Source organism: Burkholderia sp. IDO3 (assembly GCF_003366075.1).
GTDB lineage: Bacteria > Pseudomonadota > Gammaproteobacteria > Burkholderiales > Burkholderiaceae > Burkholderia > Burkholderia anthina.
This window is the reverse complement of sequence record NZ_CP028962.1, coordinates 975,040-994,845: the sequence shown is the minus strand read 5'-3', so window position 1 is coordinate 994,845 and position 19,806 is coordinate 975,040. Positions and strand designations below refer to the sequence as shown.

The 19,806-nt window shown below is 66.1% G+C and carries 20 protein-coding genes; 12 read left to right on the top strand and 8 right to left on the bottom strand.

Annotated elements, in window-relative coordinates; genetic code table 11:
* Positions 1–38: 38 nt before the first annotated feature.
* Together DCN14_RS04650 and DCN14_RS04645 are read right to left on the bottom strand one after the other, a co-directional pair.
* Positions 39–923 (bottom strand): polyprenyl synthetase family protein, encoded by an 885-nt coding sequence (locus DCN14_RS04650; protein WP_096504077.1) that lies wholly within the window; start codon positions 921–923, stop codon positions 39–41.
* Entirely contained in the window at positions 920–1,222 is a 303-nt protein-coding gene (locus DCN14_RS04645) for an exodeoxyribonuclease VII small subunit (protein WP_096504079.1), read from the bottom strand. Before DCN14_RS04645 ends, DCN14_RS04650 begins: the two co-directional genes overlap by 4 nt.
* A 271-nt stretch (positions 1,223–1,493) precedes the next feature.
* Between DCN14_RS04645 and DCN14_RS04640 the strand changes: the two genes are divergently transcribed.
* Positions 1,494–2,600: an aromatic ring-hydroxylating dioxygenase subunit alpha gene (locus DCN14_RS04640; protein WP_096504081.1), complete on the top strand. Its 1,107-nt coding sequence runs from the start codon at positions 1,494–1,496 to the stop codon at positions 2,598–2,600.
* A gap of 117 nt (positions 2,601–2,717) precedes the next feature.
* Positions 2,718–3,587, top strand: a complete 870-nt coding sequence (locus DCN14_RS04635; RefSeq protein ID WP_096504083.1) for a sulfurtransferase — start codon at positions 2,718–2,720, stop codon at positions 3,585–3,587.
* A 52-nt stretch (positions 3,588–3,639) separates the two neighbouring features.
* On the opposite strand, the gene DCN14_RS04630 is transcribed toward DCN14_RS04635, so the two are convergent.
* The 3 genes from DCN14_RS04630 to polA all read right to left on the bottom strand — a co-directional run bounded on the left by DCN14_RS04630 (position 3,640) and on the right by polA (position 9,270).
* Positions 3,640–4,515 carry a dienelactone hydrolase family protein gene (locus DCN14_RS04630; protein WP_096504085.1) on the bottom strand — a complete coding sequence of 292 codons (876 nt, stop codon included), beginning with the start codon at positions 4,513–4,515 and terminating at the stop codon, positions 3,640–3,642.
* Positions 4,516–4,901: 386 nt separating this feature from the next.
* Positions 4,902–6,236, bottom strand: a complete 1,335-nt coding sequence (locus tag DCN14_RS04625; protein WP_096504087.1) for an NAD(P)/FAD-dependent oxidoreductase — start codon at positions 6,234–6,236, stop codon at positions 4,902–4,904.
* Positions 6,237–6,516: 280 nt separating this feature from the next.
* On the bottom strand, positions 6,517–9,270 hold the full coding sequence (gene polA / locus DCN14_RS04620) for a DNA polymerase I (RefSeq protein ID WP_096504089.1): 2,754 nt from the start codon (positions 9,268–9,270) through the stop codon (positions 6,517–6,519).
* Position 9,271: 1 nt separating this feature from the next.
* Here polA and DCN14_RS04615 point away from each other — a divergent pair, with 1 nt between their 5' ends.
* Together DCN14_RS04615 and DCN14_RS04610 are read left to right on the top strand one after the other, a co-directional pair.
* A complete protein-coding gene (locus tag DCN14_RS04615; RefSeq protein ID WP_096504091.1) occupies positions 9,272–10,033 on the top strand; it encodes a TIGR00730 family Rossman fold protein in 762 nt (253 codons plus the stop codon).
* 399 nt (positions 10,034–10,432) lie between these two features.
* Entirely contained in the window at positions 10,433–10,708 is a 276-nt protein-coding gene (locus tag DCN14_RS04610) for a hypothetical protein (protein WP_096504149.1), read from the top strand.
* 103 nt (positions 10,709–10,811) lie between these two features.
* Here DCN14_RS04610 and DCN14_RS04605 read toward each other — a convergent pair whose 3' ends face one another.
* Entirely contained in the window at positions 10,812–11,744 is a 933-nt protein-coding gene (locus DCN14_RS04605) for a LysR family transcriptional regulator (protein ID WP_096504093.1), read from the bottom strand.
* Between the two features lie 40 nt (positions 11,745–11,784).
* Between DCN14_RS04605 and DCN14_RS04600 the strand changes: the two genes are divergently transcribed.
* Genes DCN14_RS04600 through DCN14_RS04590 form a run of 3 tightly spaced genes read left to right on the top strand, consistent with a single transcriptional unit; the run spans position 11,785 to position 14,220 of the window.
* Positions 11,785–12,354, top strand: a complete 570-nt coding sequence (locus DCN14_RS04600; protein WP_240327268.1) for a cupin domain-containing protein — start codon at positions 11,785–11,787, stop codon at positions 12,352–12,354.
* A 50-nt stretch (positions 12,355–12,404) separates the two neighbouring features.
* Positions 12,405–13,211 (top strand): glucose 1-dehydrogenase, encoded by an 807-nt coding sequence (locus tag DCN14_RS04595; RefSeq protein ID WP_096504095.1) that lies wholly within the window; start codon positions 12,405–12,407, stop codon positions 13,209–13,211.
* Positions 13,212–13,248: 37 nt separating this feature from the next.
* Positions 13,249–14,220 carry an aldo/keto reductase gene (locus tag DCN14_RS04590; protein ID WP_096504097.1) on the top strand — a complete coding sequence of 324 codons (972 nt, stop codon included), beginning with the start codon at positions 13,249–13,251 and terminating at the stop codon, positions 14,218–14,220.
* A gap of 77 nt (positions 14,221–14,297) precedes the next feature.
* Here the strand turns inward: DCN14_RS04590 and DCN14_RS04585 are convergent, their stop codons facing one another.
* A complete protein-coding gene (locus DCN14_RS04585; protein WP_096504153.1) occupies positions 14,298–15,824 on the bottom strand; it encodes an AMP nucleosidase in 1,527 nt (508 codons plus the stop codon).
* Between the two features lie 140 nt (positions 15,825–15,964).
* Between DCN14_RS04585 and DCN14_RS04580 the strand changes: the two genes are divergently transcribed.
* The 5 genes from DCN14_RS04580 (at position 15,965) to DCN14_RS04560 (ending at position 19,478) form a co-directional block, all read left to right on the top strand.
* Positions 15,965–16,372: a hypothetical protein gene (locus DCN14_RS04580; protein ID WP_096504099.1), complete on the top strand. Its 408-nt coding sequence runs from the start codon at positions 15,965–15,967 to the stop codon at positions 16,370–16,372.
* Between the two features lie 107 nt (positions 16,373–16,479).
* Positions 16,480–17,478 (top strand): homoserine kinase, encoded by a 999-nt coding sequence (locus DCN14_RS04575; RefSeq protein WP_096504101.1) that lies wholly within the window; start codon positions 16,480–16,482, stop codon positions 17,476–17,478.
* Positions 17,469–18,278: a BPSS1780 family membrane protein gene (locus DCN14_RS04570; RefSeq protein WP_096504103.1), complete on the top strand. Its 810-nt coding sequence runs from the start codon at positions 17,469–17,471 to the stop codon at positions 18,276–18,278. Before DCN14_RS04575 ends, DCN14_RS04570 begins: the two co-directional genes overlap by 10 nt.
* Before the next feature lie 173 nt (positions 18,279–18,451).
* Positions 18,452–18,904: a MarR family transcriptional regulator gene (locus DCN14_RS04565; protein ID WP_096504105.1), complete on the top strand. Its 453-nt coding sequence runs from the start codon at positions 18,452–18,454 to the stop codon at positions 18,902–18,904.
* Between the two features lie 154 nt (positions 18,905–19,058).
* Positions 19,059–19,478 carry an organic hydroperoxide resistance protein gene (locus DCN14_RS04560; protein ID WP_096504107.1) on the top strand — a complete coding sequence of 140 codons (420 nt, stop codon included), beginning with the start codon at positions 19,059–19,061 and terminating at the stop codon, positions 19,476–19,478.
* A 106-nt stretch (positions 19,479–19,584) separates the two neighbouring features.
* On the opposite strand, the gene DCN14_RS04555 is transcribed toward DCN14_RS04560, so the two are convergent.
* Entirely contained in the window at positions 19,585–19,761 is a 177-nt protein-coding gene (locus tag DCN14_RS04555; RefSeq protein WP_096504109.1) for a DUF3563 family protein, read from the bottom strand.
* Positions 19,762–19,806 lie beyond the last annotated feature (45 nt).

Here is a 19,806-nt window from a genome sequence, read left to right as displayed (position 1 = left end):
CACGCACCGTAGCGTGTGCGCGGCGGCGGGCTTTCGCGTCAGCTGACCCGGTTCACCACCAGGTCGGCAAGTTCGGCGAGACGCTGTGCGCGTGCGCCGAACGGTTTCAGCGCGTCGTGCGCTTCGGCGCGCAGCTGGGCTGCGAGCTCGCGCGACGCGTCGAGGCCGAGGATCGATACGTAAGTCGGCTTGTCGTTCGCCGCATCCTTGCCGGCCGTCTTGCCGAGCGTCGCCGAATCGGTCGTGACGTCGAGAATATCGTCGACGACCTGGAAGGCCAGACCCACGGCCCCCGCGTATACATCGAGCGCAGCCATCGCTTCCGCCGACGGCGCCTCGCCGGCCAGTGCGCCCATCCGCACGGCCGCACGCAGCAGCGCGCCCGTCTTCATCCGGTGCATCGTCTCGAGCTGTTCGCGCGTCAGCTTGAGGCCGACGCTCGCCAGGTCGATCGCCTGACCGCCGGCCATGCCGATCGAGCCGCTCGCGAGCGCAAGCTCGCGCACGAGCGCGGCCTGCTGTACCGGCGACAGCGCAGCGGCGTCGGTCAGCGCAACGAATGCCTGCGACTGCAGCGCATCGCCGACCAGCAGCGCCGTCGGCTCGTCGTACTGCACGTGCACGGTCGGCTTGCCGCGTCGCAGCGCGTCGTCGTCCATGCACGGCATGTCGTCGTGCACGAGCGAGTAGACGTGGATCATCTCCAGCGCCGCCGCCGCCGCGTTGCGCGCCGCTTCCGTCGCGCCGGTCAGTTCGCCTGCCGCATGGCACAGCAACGGGCGAACGCGCTTGCCGCCGCCGAGGACCGCGTAGCGCATCGCTTCGTGGAGTTGCGTGGGCACCACGTTTTCAGCCGGCAAATAGTGGCCGAGTGCGTCCTCGACGCGGCCGAGCACGGACCGCATCCATTGTTCGAATGTCATAGATCGTCGTCTTCGCCGTCCGTGGCGGCCGTTCCGGACGAAAGCGGCTTCAGCGTCGCGCCGTCGAGCACGCGGACCTGCTGCTCCACCTTCTCGAGTTGCTGTTGGCAAAATGCAACGAGGGTCGCACCGCGGCGATACGCCGCCAGTGAATCCTCGAGGCTCAGTGCGCCGCCTTCCATCCGGGCAACCAGCGTCTCGAGTTCCGCGAGCGCCGCTTCGTAATTGTCCGGCAACGGTTCGGTGCCTTCGGTGCCATTACCGGGCGGGGTAGCGCCTTGGGATGCGGTTTTCGCCATGGACGAGGGTGTCAAATTTCAAAACAAGTCGGACATTCTACGGCAAAAGAGAATTTTCCGACCTGACGACTTGGACACCCCGGCCCGGCTTCGGGCCCCTTCTGTTGCACACATTGTGCACCCGACGATCGTCGCCCGACAAAAAATTGACACAAATCAGGCACTTAATCCTAGCCTTGCGAGACGAACCGGGTATAATTCCCCGTTTCCCTAAATCGATTTTTCGATGGTTGGGTTGTTCACTGCTTTCACGCTAACACCGGGAGTGGGAATGTCCAATCTGAGCGATGCGCTTCAGTTGAAGTCGGCTCACAGCCAGCTTCCAGTCACTGCATATTTCGATGAGGCGCTACTCGAGCGCGAGATCGAAACCCTCTTCAAGAAAGGACCTCGTTACGTCGGGCACGCGTTGATGGTGCCGGAGGCGGGGGATTATTTTGCGCTGCCGTCCGAGAAGGAAGGCCGCGTGCTGGTCCGCAACCCGGCGAACCAGATCGAACTGCTGTCGAACGTGTGCCGCCACCGGCAGGCGATCATGCTCAACGGGCGCGGTCACGCGCAGAACATCGTGTGCCCGCTGCACCGCTGGACGTACGATCTGGAAGGCCAGTTGCTCGGCGCGCCGCACTTCCCCGACAAGCCGTGCCTGAACCTCGGCAAGAGCCCGCTGCAGAACTGGCAGGGGCTGCTGTTCGAGGCCGAAGGCCGCAACGTCGCGCGCGATCTGGCGAACCTCGGCACGAAGCATCACTTCGACTTCTCCGAGTACCAGTTCGATCACGTCGAAGTGCACGAGTGCGATTACAACTGGAAGACGTTCATCGAGGTCTACCTCGAGGATTACCACGTCGTTCCGTTCCACCCGGGCCTCGGCAGCTTCGTGTCGTGCGACGATCTCAACTGGGAGTTCGGCGACTGGTACAGCGTGCAGACGGTCGGCGTGCACAACGCACTCGCCAAGCCGGGCAGCGTAACCTACCAGAAGTGGCACGAGCAGGTGCTCAAGTTCCGCAACGGCGTGCCGCCGGAGTTCGGCGCGATCTGGATGGTCTATTACCCGGGCCTGATGATCGAGTGGTATCCGCACGTGCTCGTCGTGTCGTGGCTGATCCCGCGCGGCCCGCAGAAGACGACGAACATCGTCGAGTTCTATTACCCCGAGGAAATCGCGCTGTTCGAGCGCGAGTTCGTCGAGGCCGAGCGCGCCGCCTATATGGAGACGGCCGTCGAGGACGACGAAATCGCGATGCGGATGGACGCGGGCCGGCGTGCGCTGATGGCGCGCGGCGAGTCGCAGGTCGGTCCGTACCAGAGCCCGATGGAAGACGGCATGCAGCACTTCCACGAGTTCCTGCGCCGCCATCTCGGCGATCTCTGACGGCCCCAACGGCGCTCCGGCGCCGCACGGCATTCGGCATATGAAAAGACGGGTTTCGGCCCGTCTTTTTTTGTTTAGACTTGGAGTATCAGGCCGTTTGCACTCCAGGGAGCCGTCATGCCACACACCCACTACACCACGCTCATTTCCGCAGCCAATCTCGCCGAGCGCCTGGCCGCCGCGCCCGGCAGCGTCGCCGTGTTCGACTGCCGCTTCGATCTCGCCGATCCGGACGCAGGCGAAGCCGCCTATGCGGCCGGCCATATCGCGGGCGCCCAGTACCTTCATCTCGATCGCGACCTGTCCGGGCGCAAGACGGGCACCAACGGCCGCCATCCGCTGCCGACCCGGGACGCGCTCGCCACGCTGCTCGCGAGCCGCGGCGTCAAACAGGGCCAGCAGATCGTCGCCTATGACGCGCAAGGCAGCGCCTACGCGGCGCGCCTGTGGTGGCTGCTGCGCTGGCTCGGACACGATTCGGTCGCCGTGCTCGACGGCGGCCTGCAGGCATGGGAAGCGGCCGGCCAGCCGCTGACGACCGACGTGCCGCACCCTGCCGCCGGCGATTTCCGGACGGGGGCGCCGCTCGAATCGACGGTCGATGCGGCAGCCGTACTCGCGAACGTGACGTCGCCCGCGCGCGTCGTGATCGACGCACGCGCACCGGACCGCTATCGCGGCGAAAACGAAACGATCGATCGTGTGGGCGGCCACATTCCGGGCGCACGCAACCGGTTCTTCAAGGACAACCTGAACGCCGACGGACGCTTCAAGACCGGCCACGAACTGCGCGAGACGTTCTCGACACTGCTGGCCGGCACCGAACCGAATCGCGCGATCCTGCAGTGCGGCTCGGGCGTTACCGCATGCCACAACGCGCTCGCGCTCGAGATCGCGGGGCTGCACGGCGCGTCGCTGTACCCGGGCTCGTGGAGCGAATGGAGCGCCGATCCGTCGCGGCCGGTCGCGACCGGCCCGACGCCGTAAGCACCGGCGCGGCGCGATGACGAAGCGGCGGCTCCGGCCGCCGCTTGCCGTTTTACATCACGCCATACTTGTGGAACCACGCGATCGCGCGCTTCCAGCCGTCCTCGGCGTCACCCTCCACGTAGCTCGGCCGATAGTCGGCGAAAAACGCGTGGCCGGCATCCGGATAGACGACGATCTCCGATTCGCGGGCGAGCTTCGAATCGCTCGTCTGGATCGCCTTGCGCATGTCCGCGAGCGACGCCTGCGTGATGTTCTGATCCTTCTCGCCGTACAGCCCGAGCACCGGCACCTTCAGCGACGACGCACGATCGACCGGATTGAACGGCGTCATCTCGTCGGTCTTGCCTTCGACAAACCCGTACCACGCCACCGCGGCGCGCACGTGCGGGTTGTGCTCCGCATACAGCCACGCCTGACGACCGCCCCAGCAGAACCCGGTCAGGCCGAGGCGCGACAGGTCGCCGCCGTTCTTCCCGGCCCATGCGACGGTCGCATCGAGATCCTCGGTGACCTGCCGGTCCGGGACCTTGCTGATGATGTGGTCGTACAGCTCCTTCATCGTCGGATACTTCGCCGCGTTGCCCTGCCGTGCGAACAGGTCCGGCGCGATCGCGAGATAGCCGAGCTTCGCGAAGCGGCGGCAGACATCGGCGATATGCGCATGCACGCCGAAGATCTCGTGGATCACGATGACGACCGGCAGGTTCGTCTTGTCGACCGGTTGCGCGCGATACGCGGGGATGCTCGCATCGCCCGAGCGGATCTCGATGGTGTCGACGTCCAGCCCGGCGCTGTCGGTCGTGACCGTCTGCGCCGACACGGGCAGCACGGCCGCCGCGAAGGTGCCGCCCAGCGCGGCCTGCATGAACTTGCGGCGCGAGAACGGAACGTGGGGAACCAGGCTGTCGACTTCGGGTTTCAACATGAATGCACTCCTCGATTGGGCGCCGCCGTCATGGTCACGGATTCGATCTGACGGGGCATCGCGCCGGCGGACGGCGCGGATGTTGCGGCGGTTGGCACCCCGCCGCAAACGGAAACCCGGACAAGATGCCCAATAATCCGTTGTTGCGTCAACTGTCAGATGTGTAAGACTCGATTACGACGGCTCGATCGAGCGGTGTCGACGGGACCTGGAATCCACATGCGGCAGGCACGCACAACACGCCGCTGCGCGATCGAATGCTTGCCGATCGATACGAAAAAGACGTTGCAACCAGCGGTGCGCGGCAAGCGGCGACGCTTTCCTCAGCCGCAGCAACGACGGGCAGGGAACCCGTTCCCTGCCCGCTCCATGCACGAAGCGGGCGCTCAGTGCAGCTTGACGCGCGGCAACGTCGTGCGCCGCAGCCAGTGCGCGAACGTGTCGAGCACCATGCGCGGATAGCCGTGCAGCGCCGCGATATGCAGCCGATACAGCGACATGTACATGAACCGCGCGAACAGCCCTTCGATCAGCATGTTGCCGCCGATCAGCCCGCCCATCAGGTTGCCGACCGCGCTGAAGTGACCGAGCGACACGAGCGAGCCGAAATCGCGATACGTGAACTCGGGCAGCGGACGCCCGTCGAGCCGGCAGCCGATCGCCTTCAGCAGGAAGCTCGCCTGCTGGTGCGCGGCCTGCGCGCGCGGCGGCACGTTGCGCTCGTTGCCGGGCCACACGCATGCGGCACAGTCGCCGAGCGCGAACACGTTGTCGTCAGTGAAGGTTTGCAGCGTGCGACGCACGTCGAGCTGGCCGAGCTTGTTGACCTGCAGGCCGTCGAGATGCGACAGCACCGACGGCGCCTTGATGCCGGCCGCCCAGACCGTGAGGTCCGCGCGCACCGCCTTGCCGCTCGCGGTATGCACGACGCCCGGCGCGACCTCGGTCACGCGCTCGGCGAGCATCAGCCGCACGCCGAGCTTCTCGAGCAGTTCGGCCGTCGCCGCGGACACGCGTTCCTGCAGCGCCGGGAGAATCCGCGGCCCCGATTCGATCAGCACGATGCCGACGTCGTGCCGCGGATCGAGCTTGTGCAGACCGTACACGGACAGCACCTGCGCGGTGTTGCGCAACTCCGCGGACAACTCGACGCCCGTCGCACCGCCGCCGACGATCACGACCTGGATGCGCGGCTCGGACGCCGCACCCGGCACGGGCTCGGCAGGCGCCTGATGTTCGGCGCGCATGCACGCAGCGATCAACCGCTTGCGGAAACGCTCGGCCTCGCCGACGGTATCCAGTGCGATCGCGTTTTCCGCCGCGCCCTGCACGCCGAAGAAGTGCGTCGTGCTGCCGATCGCGATCACGAGCGTGTCGTATTCGAGGTCACGCGCCGGCAGCAGCGCCTCGCCGTCGCTGTCGTTGACGGGCGACAGCGTGATGCGCTTCGCGGCGCGGTCGAGCGCGCTCAGTTCGCCCTGCTGGAACTCGAACCCATGCCAGCGCGCCTGCGCCGCGTATTCGAGCTCCTGCGTGAACGGGTCCATGCTGCCGGCCGCGACTTCGTGCAGCAATGGTTTCCAGATGTGGGTCGGATTGCGGTCGACGAGCGTGACGAGCGCACGCGCGGGACGATTGCCGCGCGCGCCGTAACGGTCGCCGAGCCGCGTCGCCAGTTCCAGGCCGCCCGCGCCTCCGCCTACGATGATGATCCGATGCATCTGATTCCCCCTTTGCGATTCGAAACTTCTGCCGCCGGACGATACGGACGCGATGCGTTCGCATCGCCCGCTGGATTAACCAGTTCGGACATCATCGATGTGCAGTTCGAAGCACTTCGATGCGCCGACCCCGGAACGCGGGGCGCGCTGCCCCCGCGACAATGACCTGGCTGACATGCATTGTCCGGGAGCTTGCGCGTTGACCACAAGCAAACCATCTCGATATTCAGCATCCCTGCAACAATATGCTGCGGGAATGCGGGAATCAGGCAGCGATGCGTCAGTGTGCCTCTTCCCAGTTCGCACCGGCGCCGACTTCGGCGACGAGCGGGACCTTCAGCTTCGCGACACCGCACATCATTTCCGGCAACTTCTCGCGCACGAGCGACAGTTCGCCGTCGGGCACCTCGAGCACCAGTTCATCGTGCACCTGCATGATCATGCGCGACGCGAGCCCGTCGCGCGTGAGCCAGTCGTCCACCGCGATCATCGACAGCTTGATCAGGTCGGCCGCCGTGCCCTGCATCGGGGCATTGATGGCCGCGCGCTCGGCCGCCTGACGGCGCGGGCCGTTGCCGCCGTTGATTTCCGGCAGCCATAGGCGGCGGCCGAAAACGGTTTCGACGTAGCCCTTTTCCTTGGCCACCGCGCGCGTATTTTCCATGTACTGCGCAACACCCGGGTAACGCGCGAAGTAGCGGTCGATATAGAGCTTCGCCGCATCGCGCGTGATGCCGAGGTTCGACGCGAGGCCGAACGCGCTCATCCCGTAGATGAGCCCGAAGTTGATCACCTTCGCGATCCGGCGCTGGTCGGAATTGACCTCCAGCGGCGTCACGCCGAACACTTCGGCGGCGGTGGCACGGTGAATGTCCTCGCCCTGCGAGAACGCACGCAAGAGCGACGCGTCGCCCGAGATGTGCGCCATGATCCGCAGTTCGATCTGCGAATAATCGGCCGACACGATCCGGTGGCCCGGCGACGCGATGAATGCCTCGCGGATGCGCCGGCCTTCGGCCGTGCGCACCGGAATGTTCTGAAGATTGGGATCGTTCGACGCGAGGCGCCCCGTGACGGCGACGGCCTGCGCATAGTTCGTATGCACGCGGCCCGTTGCGGGGTTCACCATGCGCGGCAGCTTGTCGGTGTAGGTCGACTTCAGCTTCGACAGCCCGCGATGTTCGAGCAGCAGCTTCGGCAGCGGATAATCCTCGGCCAGCTTCTGCAGCACTTCCTCGTCGGTCGACGGCGCGCCGCTCGGCGTTTTCTTCACGACCGGCAACTGCAGCTTCTCGAAGAAGATCTGCCCGATCTGCTTCGGCGAGCCGAGATTGAATTCGCCGCCGGCCAGTTCGTATGCTTGGCCCTCGAGCTCGATGAGCCGCGTGGCGATCTCGCTGCTTTGCGCCTGCAACAGCGCATCGTCGATCAGCACGCCGGTGCGCTCCATCTTGCGCAACACGAGCGACACCGGCATCTCGATGTCGCGATACACGTGTTCGAGGCCCGGCTCGCGCGCGACCTGCGGATACAACGCCTGATGAAGCTGCAACGTGATGTCGGCATCTTCGGCCGCGTACGCAGCGGCCTGCTCGAGCGCGACTTCGTCGAAGCCGATCTGCTTCGCGCCCTTGCCGGCCACGTCTTCGTACTTGATCGTCTTGACGCCCAGATGACGCAGCGCGAGGCTGTCCATGTCGTGCGTGCGATGCGATTCGAGCACGTACGATTCGAGCAGCGTGTCGTGCTCGATGCCGTTCAGCGCGATATCGTAATTCGCGAGCACCTGCGCGTCGTACTTCAGGTGCTGGCCGACCTTCTTGCGATCGGCCGATTCGAGCCACGGCTTCAGGCGCGCGAGCACATCGTCGAACGGAAGCTGCTCGGGCAGGTCGGGGCCGCGGTGCGCAACCGGCAGGTAGGCAGCCTTGCCCGGCTCGATCGAGAACGACAGCCCGACGAGTCGCGCCGCCATCGGATCGAGCGACGTGGTTTCGGTATCGAATGCGGTCAGTGCGGCCGCATCGATCTTCGCGAACCATGCATCGAACTGCTCCCACGTCTGGATCGTGTCGTATTCGCGGACAATGTCGGCCATCACCGCCGGCGCCGGCTCGCCTTCCGGCGCATCGGCGCCGCCGCCTTCCGCGGGCGCGCTCTCGACTTCGCGCAGCCACGTCTTGAAGCCGTAGCGCGCGAAGATGTCGCGCAGCAGGTCGCGCGCTTCGCCGTCGGATTTCAGCGACGCCTCGATCGATTCGAGATGCGGCGCGAGATCGCAGGCCGTATCGACGGTCACGAGCTTGCGGCCGAGCGGCAGGAAGTCGAGCGCGCGGCGCAGGTTGTCGCCGACCACGCCCTTGATCTCGCCCGCGTGTTCGATCACGCCGTCGAGGCTGTCGTATTGCGACAGCCATTTGACGGCCGTCTTCGGCCCGCACTTCTCGACGCCCGGCACGTTGTCGACGGTGTCGCCGATCAGCGACAGGTAGTCGATGATCCGCTCGGGCGGCACGCCGAACTTCGCGATCACGCCGTCGCGATCGAGCGTCTCGTCGGTCATCGTGTTGACGAGCGTGACGTGATCGGTGACGAGCTGCGCGAGATCCTTGTCGCCGGTCGACACGATCACGTTCATGCCGTGCCGCTCGGCTTCGCGCGCGAGCGTGCCGATCACGTCGTCGGCTTCGACGCCCTCGACCATCAACAGCGGCCAGCCGAGTGCGCGCACCGCGCCGTGAATCGGTTCGACCTGCAAGGCAAGATCGGGCGGCATCGACGGACGGTTTGCCTTATAGTCGGCATAAAGGTCATCGCGGAACGTCTTGCCCTTTGCATCGAACACGCAAGCGCTATACTCTGCACTGACTTCCTTGCGCATACGGCGCAGCATGTTGATGATTCCGTAGAGCGCTCCGGTCGGCTCCCCGCCAGGGCCACGCAAATCAGGCATCGCATGGTAAGCCCGATACAGATAGCTCGAACCGTCAACCAATAGCAGGGTCTTACCTTCCAGATTTCGTTCTTCAGGCATTATGAACAAGAGAAAAGTGATTCCGAGTCTGCGTTCGCTCGCAGACCAAGAACGCGCGACGGCCAAGAAGGCGCGCGCATCGTGGCAGATGTTCACGATTATGGCAGAGTTTATCGAGGCGACCGAGTACCTGTCGGAGATCCGCCCTGCCGTCAGCATCTACGGTTCTGCCCGCCTCAAACCCGACACGCCGCACTACAAGCTCGCCGTGCAGATCGCGCGCAAGCTCTCCGACGCCGGCTTCGCCGTGATCTCCGGCGGCGGCCCCGGCATCATGGAAGCCGCGAACAAGGGCGCGCACGCGGGCAAGGCACCGTCGGTCGGCCTGAACATCGAGCTGCCGCATGAGCAGGCCGGCAACCACTATCAGGACATCTCGCTGCGCTTCCGTCACTTCTTCACGCGCAAGGTCACGTTCGTGAAGAACTCCGACGCGGTGATCGTGATGCCGGGCGGCTTCGGCACGCTCGACGAACTGTCCGAAGTGCTCACGCTGATCCAGACGAAGAAGTCGCGCCTCGTGCCGATCATTCTCGTCGGCAGCGAGTTCTGGAAGGGCCTGCTGCAATGGTTCCGCGACCAGCTGATTCCGATGGGCCTCATCAATCCGGAAGACATGAACCTGATGCAGGTGATCGACGATCCCGACCAGGTGCTCGACGCCGTGCTCGCGTTCTACGAGGACAGCGGCGAAGAGGAAGGCTCGGACGATGGCGAAGGTCATCCGCCGCGGCCCGAAGAAGACCGCATGTTCTATCTGTAAATCCGTGATCGATCGATGTCGATGGCCGGCCTCACGGCCGGCGTATCGCTTCACGCGCGGCAGGCATGGCCATTCGGCCTCCTGCCGCGCATGACTTTGTAACGTCGCGTTAATCCGGTTTCACGGTCGCGTGCCGTCGAATGTCAAATCCCGGCCGCCCGCGCCGCGCGCTGCGCGGCAACGTCCCGCGCGGGCGGCTCGTCATTGTCAAATCACGCTGCGCGCGCACCATCCGGTCGCACCGCGTCACGCCAATCCGCGGTAACAAACACGTCTCGCCTTTTCGTCGCCGCGCCAGCACACTGCAGTCGTCGGCGTGGCGGCCCCCCGGTGGAACGATTCCCCCTCGCGTCCATCGCGTCGCGCCGACCTTTCAACAACGACATCACGGAAAAGAACATGCAACGCTCGCTGATCGCCCTCGCCTTCGCCGGCCTCGGCCTTTCGCTGTCCGGCCTCGCCCACGCCGTCAACGTCGACGTCAACATCGGCACGCCCGCACCGGTCGTCGTCGCGCCTGCGCCCGTGGTGGTGGTTGGCTGGCACGGCGACCGCTACTGGGACGGCCATCGCTACTGGGAGCGCCGCGAATGGGAAGACCATCAGCGCTATCGTGGTCACGAAGGGCGCGGCTATCACTGCCCGCCGGGACACGCGAAGAAAGGCGAGTGCTGAACGCCACGACGCGAACCTAGACGGCAAGGCCGCCTGCGCACCACGGTGCCAGGCGGCCTTGTCGTTTCCGGGCCGCCGCCGGGATACGCGCCCCGTCAGGTCGTCACGCCGCCGCATCCGCCAGCGAAAGCGGCGCCAGGTCCGGATGCGCGCCGAGCCGGTCGGCAAGGAAGTCCATCAGCAGCCGGTTTCGTCGCGGCAGATGGGTGCGCTGCGGCATGCACAGATAGAGGCCGTAGCGGGACGTCACGTGCCGGGTCAGCAGCGGCACGAGGCGCCCTTCGCGCACGTGCGCGTGGACGGAATAGCCGAAGAACTGGCCGATCGCGGCGCCGCTCAGTACGGTATCGAGTTCCGCATCGATATCGTTGGTCGCGATGAACGGACGCACCTGCCGGGTATGCACGCCGCCGTCGACGAGAAATTCCCACGGAAACGGCTTGCCCGTGCGCGGGTACAGGAACGCGGTGCAGCGATGATCGGCCAATGCGTCGATCGTCTGCGGTTCGCCGTGCCGACGCAGGTACGCGGGCGCCGCGCACACGATCAGTTGCAGGTCGGCGACGCGACGCGCGACCAGTCCGCTGTCGGGCAGATTACCGGTCCGAAGCGCGATGTCGATCCGCTGCTCGACGATGTCGGCCATATCGTCGCTGACGATCAGCTCGGCGGTCACGCCCGGCTGACGGTCGCAAAACTCACCGAGCAACGGCGCAAGAAAGCGCCTCGCCAACGAATACGGCGCCGCGACACGGATCGTCCCGACCGCCTGCGCGCGATCGTCGTCCAGCATGCGCAGCGCACTCTCCAGTTCGCCGACCGCGCCACGACACTGGGCCAGCAGGCGCTCGCCCTCGGCCGTCAGCGCGATCCGGCGCGTCGAACGCTGAAACAGCCGAACGCTCAGCAGCGTCTCCAGCCCGGCGACCTGCTTGCTTGCCGCCTGCGGCGTCATGCCCAGTTCGCGGGCGCCCGCGCTGATGCTGCCCGCAACCGCGACGCGGACAAATACCGTCAACGCTTTCAAACGATCCATTCGGCACTCCGTCAAGCCCGATTCGCCCGGGCATTCATCCATGGCGTTGCAGCGCGTGCCGGTCGCGTTGAATCGGTTTCAACCGAACCGGCACTATTCGCACCGCGACTGGCTTCGCACAATGACGCTGTCTTCAATGCCCCGGCCCGGCGGGCCGCACGCCATGAACCAGCGCTCATTCTCCATCGTTTCCCGAACCGCCGTCGCGATCGCGATGATCGCCGCAGGCACATCGACCGTCGCCGCGCAGGAGGCTCGTGCGGACGAAACGGTCCTGCTGCGAACCACCCGCGCATGGGACGGCTCGCGCTACCGCGCCTACCCGCGGCAGCAACCGGAAATCACCGTCGTACGCTACACGATCCCGCCGCACGCCGTACTGCCATGGCACCAGCATCCGTCGATCAACGTCGGCTACGTGCTGTCCGGACACCTGAACGCGGTACGTCGAAGCGACGGCAAGCGGCTCGCGCTCGGCCCCGGCGACGTGGTGCCGGAAATGGTCGGCGGCGTTCATCGCGGCGAGACCGGCGACGAGCCGGCCGAGCTCATCGTGTTCTACGCGGGTGCGCCCGGGCTGCCGTTGACGGTATCCGCCGGCGAAGACTGAACGCCGGCCCGTCGGCCGCCACGATTTCCCCTCATCCGGAGCCATCCATCATGTCCGACTCACGCATTCAGCGCCCCCCGCTTGCCGATACGCCGTCGCGCCTCGACGGCCGTGTCGCCCTCGTCACCGGCGGCGGCACCGGGATTGGCCGCGCCGCCGCGATCGCGTTCGCCCGGCACGGCGCCCGTGTCGTCGTCGCCGGCCGACGCCCGGCGCTGCTCGACGAAACCGTGCAGGCGATCGCCGGGGAAGGAGGCGACGCATTCGCCGTCCCTGTCGACATCGCATCGTCCGACAGCGTCCGCGCCCTCGTTGCCGCAACGATCGAACGCTACGGTGCGCTGCACGCGGCATTCAACAATGCCGGCACCGAAGGCACGTTCGCGCCGATCGTCGACCAGACGGAAGCCGATTTCGACCACGTGATCGCCACCAATCTCAAGGGCACCTGGCTGTCGGTCAAGCTCGAGATGGAAGCCATGCTCGCGCACGGCGGCGGTGGCGCGATCGTCAATACGTCGTCGTGGCTCGCGCGCGGCGCGCTCGCCGGCTCGTCGGTCTATTCGGCGAGCAAGGGCGCGCTCGACGCGATGGTCCGCGCGGTCGCGCTCGAGGGCGGGCCGCACGGCATCCGCATCAACAACGTGAACCCCGGCGTCATCGACACGCCGATGGCGCGCCGCTTCGGCGACGACGAGATGCTGCGCCCGTTCGCCGCCTTCACGCCCGCGCGGCGGGTCGGCACGCCCGAGGACGTCGCGGATGCCGCCGTGTGGCTGTGCAGCGACGCCGCGCGCTTCATCACCGGCGAATCGATTCTGGTCGACGGCGGCTATACGATCGCCGGCATGCGTTGAACGACGCGGCATCGCGACCCACGACAGAGAGGAACCGATGGAATACGTGAGACTGGGCACGTCCGGGATGAAGGTATCGAGACTTTGCCTCGGCTGCATGACCTATGGCGACCCGGCATGGCGGCCGTGGGTCGCGACCGAACGCGACGCGCTGCCGTTCATCCGCGCCGCGCTCGATGCAGGCGTGACCTTCTTCGACACGGCGGACATTTATTCGAACGGCGAAAGCGAACGCATTCTCGGTCGCGCGCTGTGCGATTTCGCGACGCGCGACGACGTCGTGATCGCGACGAAGGCGTTTTTTCCAATGCGCGACGCGCCGAATGCGCGCGGACTGTCGCGCAAGCATCTGTTTTCGAGCATCGACGCATCGCTGCAGCGTCTCGGCACCGACTACGTCGATCTGTACATCGTGCATCGCTTCGATCCGGACACACCGATCGAGGAAACGCTGGATGCGCTCGACGCGATCGTCAGGAGCGGCAAGGTCCGCTATCTCGGCGCATCGTCGATGCATGCGTGGCAGTTCATGAAGATGCTGGACTACCAGCGGCATCACCGTCTGGCGCCGTTCGTGTCGATGCAGAGCCAGTACAGCCTGATCTGCCGCGACGACGAGCGCGACATGCTGCCGCTGTGCATCGGCGAAGGCATCGCGTACACGCCGTGGTCGCCGCTCGGTCGCGGGCTGCTGGCCGGCTCGCGCAACGCCGCGACGACGCGCGCCGCCACCGATCAGCAGATCGCGTCGTGGTACGACGGTCGGGATGCGGTCGCGGCGACCGTGGAGACGGTCGGGCAGGTCGCGCAAGCGCGCGGCGTGCCGCCCGCGCAGATTGCACTCGCATGGGCGTTGCGCCGCCCGGGTGTCACGGCGCCGATCGTCGGGCTGTCGAAGCCGCATCACGTGACCGACGCGCTCGCGGCACTCGGTCTCACGCTCGACGATGACGAAACCGCGCTGGTCGAGGCGGCATTCGATCGCACGGTTGAACCGGTGCAATGGTGAGCCGGGCGCGCGGGCCCGGCTGAAGGCGCGCTCCGGCAGCGCCATGGCGACACTGCGGGACAACGCGCGTTCTGTTCTTACTGGAACGCCACTTCCGCGAAGCTCCGCAGTTTGCGGCTATGCAGCTTGTCGAGCCCGTTCGTGCGCAGGATCTCCATCGCCTTCACGCCGATCTGCAGATGCTGGTCGACCTGCCCGCGATAGAACGTGTCGGCCATGCCCGGCAGTTTCAGCTCGCCGTGCAGCGGCTTGTCCGATACGCACAGCAGCGTGCCGTACGGCACGCGGAAGCGGAACCCGTTCGCGGCGATCGTCGCGCTTTCCATGTCGAGCGCGATCGCCCGGCTCTGCGACAGGCGCTGCACGGGCTCGCGGTGATCGCGCAGTTCCCAGTTGCGGTTGTCGACGCTCGCGACCGTCCCCGTGCGCATCACGCGCTTCAGCTCGACGCCTTCGAGCTGCGTGACTTCGGCCACGCCGCGCTCGAGTGCGAGCTGCACTTCGGCGAGCGCCGGGATCGGCACCCACAGCGGCAGGTCGGCGTCGAGCACGTGATCCTCGCGCACGTAACCGTGTGCGAGCACGTAGTCGCCGAGACGCTGCGTGTTGCGCAGGCCCGCGCAGTGACCGAGCATCACCCATGCATGCGGACGCAGCACCGCGATGTGGTCGGTGATCGTCTTCGCATTCGACGGGCCGACGCCGATGTTGACCATCGTGATCCCGCTGCCGTCCGCGCGCTTCAGGTGATACGCGGGCATCTGCGGCAGCCGCGGCGGCGCGGCGCCTTCGGCCGCCTCGCTGCCGAGATTCGCGTTGTACGTGATGACGTCGCCCGGCTCGACGAACGCGCTGTACTGGCTGCGGTACGCACGCACCTCCGGATCGCTGCTTTCGGTCATCAGCATGCGGCCCAGCTTCACGAACTCGTCGATATAGAACTGATAGTTCGTATAGAGCACGTAATTCTGGAAATGCGTGGGCGACGTGGCCGTGTAGTGACGCAGCCGGTGCAGCGAGAAGTCGACGCGCGCGGCGGTAAACAGCGCGAGCGGATGCGGCTCGCCATGCTCGGGCTCGAACGTGCCGTTGACGATGCGGTCGTCGAGATACGACAGATCGGGCGTATCGAAGATGTCGCGCATCGCGAGCAGGCGGTCGCGGTCGAGTTCGCCTTCGAGGTGGATCCCTTCGGGGAACGCAAAGTGGATCGGAATCGGCTGCGACGACACGCCGATCTCGATCTTTACATGGTGGTTCTTCGACAGCAGACGCAGTTGCTCGCGATAGTAGTTCGCGAAGAGATCGGGACGCGTGACGGTGGTCTCGAACACGCCCGGGCCCGCGACGAAACCGTACGAGCGGCGCGAATCGACGTGCGTATTGACTTCGGTGCGGATGCGTACGAACGGATAGCACGCGCGCACGTGCTCGGTGATCGGTTCGTGGCGGCGGTAGCGCGCGAATGCATCGCGCAGGAAACCGGTATTGGTATCGTAGATGGCCGACAGCCGCGCGACGGCGGTGATCGGATCGTCGAATGCTTCGACGGGCGGGCTCTCGGGCGTCAGCACCCGGTGCCGGCGGCTCAAATCGTTCTTCATTTTCATCACCTCGTCTGATCCAACGACATTACCACGGAACCCGGTCGCGCTCATGGCCGCCCGCTTGCACGCAGCTTGCAAACGAAGGCCGGGCGGCGCGCAGTATTTGCTAAAATCGGAAGGTTCACTGGAGACTCATCATGAAGCCGCTCATTCTCGTCGCCGCTGCCGCCGCGTTCGCTGGCACGTTCGCCACCGCCGGCGCCGCCTATGCCGCCGGCAGCACGCCGGCCGCCGACGCGCAGGCCCAGGCCGAGGCCAACGAAGCCGCCGGCCTGCCCGATCTCCGCAAGATCAACCGGCCGGGCGCCGAAGTCACGTCGAAAGTCGATTTCGCCGACATCCGCCGCACGCCGAGCTTCCATGAAAAGAGCAAGAACGGCACCGAGGTCACCGAGTATCGCGATCGCGGCAAGCCGGTCGAGATCGACGTGAAGTCGAACTTCGGCACGCGCTACCAGATGAGCTCGACGCTCGACACGTCGCCGAAGCCGCACGACGCGGGCGTCCCGATCACGCGCCTGCCGTCGGTCAACCTGCGCTACTGATTTCCTGCCGCGCCGCATCGATCCCGATGCGGCGCGGCGGCTCCCCCTTCACCTCCTGTCGCGCTGCACGCCCCGCGCGGGCCGACAACTGACCAGACGCATCTCGCATGGCCGTTTTCACCGCTGTTTCCGACTCCGATCTCGCGCAATGGATGCGCCACTATGAACTGGGCGACGTGCTGGCGTTCCGCGGCATTCCGTCCGGCATCGAAAACAGCAATTTCTTCCTGACGACGACGCGCGGCGAGTACGTCCTCACGATCTTCGAAAAGCTGACGGCGGAACAACTGCCGTTCTACCTGGACCTGATGCGCCATCTGGCCGGCCACGGCGTGCCGGTGCCGGATCCGGTCCCCCGCGACGACGGCGCGCTGTTCGGCGAGTTGCACGGCAAGCCGGCGGCGATCGTCACGAAGCTCGACGGGGCCGCCGAACTCGCACCGGGGGTCGAACACTGCATCGAGGTCGGGCAGATGCTCGCGCGCCTGCACCTGGCCGGCCGCGACTATCCTCGCTACCAGCCGAACCTGCGCAGCCTGCCGTGGTGGCAGGAGAACGTGCCGGCGATCGTCCCGTTCGTCTCGGACGCGCAGCGCACGCTGCTCGAGGGCGAGCTGGCGCATCAGGCCGCATTCTTCGCGTCGGACGATTACGCGGCGCTGCCGAGCGGCCCGTGCCACTGCGACCTGTTCCGCGACAACGTGCTGTTTGCGCACGCGGCGCCCGATACCGGCCATGACGTCCGGCTCGGCGGGTTCTTCGACTTCTATTTCGCCGGCTGCGACAAATGGCTGTTCGACGTCGCGGTCACCGTCAACGACTGGTGCGTCGACCTCGCGACCGGCGTGCTCGACGTCGCGCGCGCGGACGCGCTGGTGCGCGCGTACCAGACGGTGCGCCCGTTCACGGCCGAGGAGCGCCGCCACTGGCGCGACATGCTGCGCGCCGGCGCGTATCGCTTCTGGGTATCGCGCCTGTACGACTTCTACCTGCCGCGTGCGGCCGAAATGCTCAAACCGCACGACCCCGGCCATTTCGAACGCATCCTGCGTGAGCGTATTGCCCATACGCCCGCGCTTCCCGAGATCCACACCGCATGCAACTGATCGAAGTGCCCGCGAAAGCGGGCTATGTCTGGTTCCGTCAAGGCATCTGGCTGTTCCGCCGGAACCCGCTCGCGTTCATCACGCTGTTCTTCACGTACCTGCTGGCGATCACGCTGGTGTCGATGGTGCCGGTGGTCGGCGCGGCGCTGCCGCTGCTGTTCATCCCCGGCATCGCGGTCGGCTTCATGGCCGCGTGCCGCGACACGGTGGCCGGCAAACCGGTGATGCCGACGATCCTCATCGACGGCTTCCGCTCGTACGGCCCGGCCACGACGCAGCGGCTGCTCGTGCTCGGCGTCGTCTATGTCGCGCTGATGGTGCTGGTGTTCGCCGCTTCGTCGATCGTGGACGGCGGCGCCCTGCTCCACATGATGCTGGGCACGACCGGCGACCCGAGCACCACGCCGGAAGCGCTCGCCGCGCAAGGCACGCTCGGCGCACTGCTCCTCGCGACGCTGCTCTACGCGCCGGTCGCGATGCTGTTCTGGTTCGCCCCCGTGCTCACCGCGTGGCATGACATTCCGCCCGCCAAGGCGCTGTTCTTCAGCATCGTCAGCTGCTGGCGCAATCGCGGCGCATTCGTCGTGTACGGCCTGCTGTGGTTCGGCGTCGCGCTCGGCACGTCGTTCGGCCTGTCGCTGCTGCTGCAGGCGCTCGGCGCCGGCGCCTACGGGCTGACGATCATGATGCCGGTGACGATCATCATCGTCACGATGATGTACTGCTCCTTTTACGCGACCTATCGCGGCTGCTTCGGCGTGCAGGAACCGGGCGGCCCGACGCCCGCGTCGGGCCGCTGAGCCCGGCATCGGCCGGCACGCGTCGCCGGCCGCCCTTCCCCGCCCGGGCCGGACGTCGCCGGCGGCCCATCCAGCCCGCCGCCGTTTGCCCGTCTCCCCTGTTCAACCGAATCATTTGCGCGCAAAATAATTTGTGTGCAAATCGTTAGCGCGTCCGCCGCGCCGCCCGAATCATGGACCGTCTGCCCCCATTACCCCAGACGCTCGACGAGCAACTCTGCTTCGCGCTGTATGCCACGTCGCATGCGATGACGAAGGCGTACAAGCCGTTGCTCGACAAGCTGTCGCTGACCTACCCCCAATATCTGGCGATGCTCGTGCTGTGGGAACGCGACGACATCGCGGTGAAGGACATCGCGGGCCGGCTCGACCTCGACCCGGCCACCGTCACGCCGCTGCTGAAACGGCTCGAGGCGCTCGGCTATGTCGAGCGCGTGCGCAGCGCGACCGACGAGCGCGTCGTGAACGTGCGCGTGACGGCGGAAGGACGCGCGCTGAAGGACAAGGCGCGCTCGGTACCCGCCGATCTCTTTTGCGCGATGCAGCAAACACCCGAATTTCTGGTGCGGCTGCGCGCGGATCTCCAGCAACTGCGCAGCGCGCTGTCGGACGCCAACGAAAGCTGACGCACCGCGCCGCCAACGGGCCCGGCACTGTCGGGCCTTTTCTTTAAAATTTCATTTGCACACAAATCATTTGTGTTCTATATTTTATTCGTGGCCGGCGACACCCCGTCCGACCGGACCGCTTTCCTCCCTTTCCTTCGACAGGAGCTGCACGATGAACATTCTGTACAAGACGAGCGCCACGAGCACGGGCGGCCGCGACGGCCGCGCGGTATCCGCCGACAACAAGCTGGAAGTGAAGCTGGCCGCGCCGCGCGAGCTCGGCGGCACGGGCGCCGAAGGCACGAATCCGGAGCAGCTCTTTGCCGCAGGCTACTCGGCCTGTTTCCTGAGCGCGATGAAATTCGTCGCCGGCCAGAACAAGCAGGCGCTGCCGGCCGACACGCAGGTCACGGCAGAAGTGGGCATCGGCCCGAACGATGCAGGCGGCTTCGGGCTGGACATCGAGCTGCGCGTGTCGCTGCCCGGTCTCGACAAGGCCGACGCGCAGGCGCTGGTCGACAAGGCACACCAAGTGTGCCCGTACTCGAACGCCACGCGCAACAACGTGCCGGTACGCCTGACGGTCGTCTGACGCGACGCACGGCGCCAAATGCAAAAGGGCGTGTGCGGCTTGTGCCGCACACGCCCTTTTGCGTGATTCTCGGGGCCGACTGACGAGCCGGCCCGTGCTGCGCTGCTTAACGCGAGCCGAACGAGAACGGACGGCCCATCGCCGCTTCGCGATCGATCTTGCGCATACGGAATTCGAGATCGTAGATGTCGGTCGCTTCGGACAGGTACGCTTCGGCGCGCTCTTTCGAGGCCTTCTCGGCGTTCTTGGTCAGCATCAGGAAGAGGTGGCTCAGCAGGTACATGTTCGATCTCGCAATCCAAAGGTTCTTTGACTAGGGTTTTCCCGA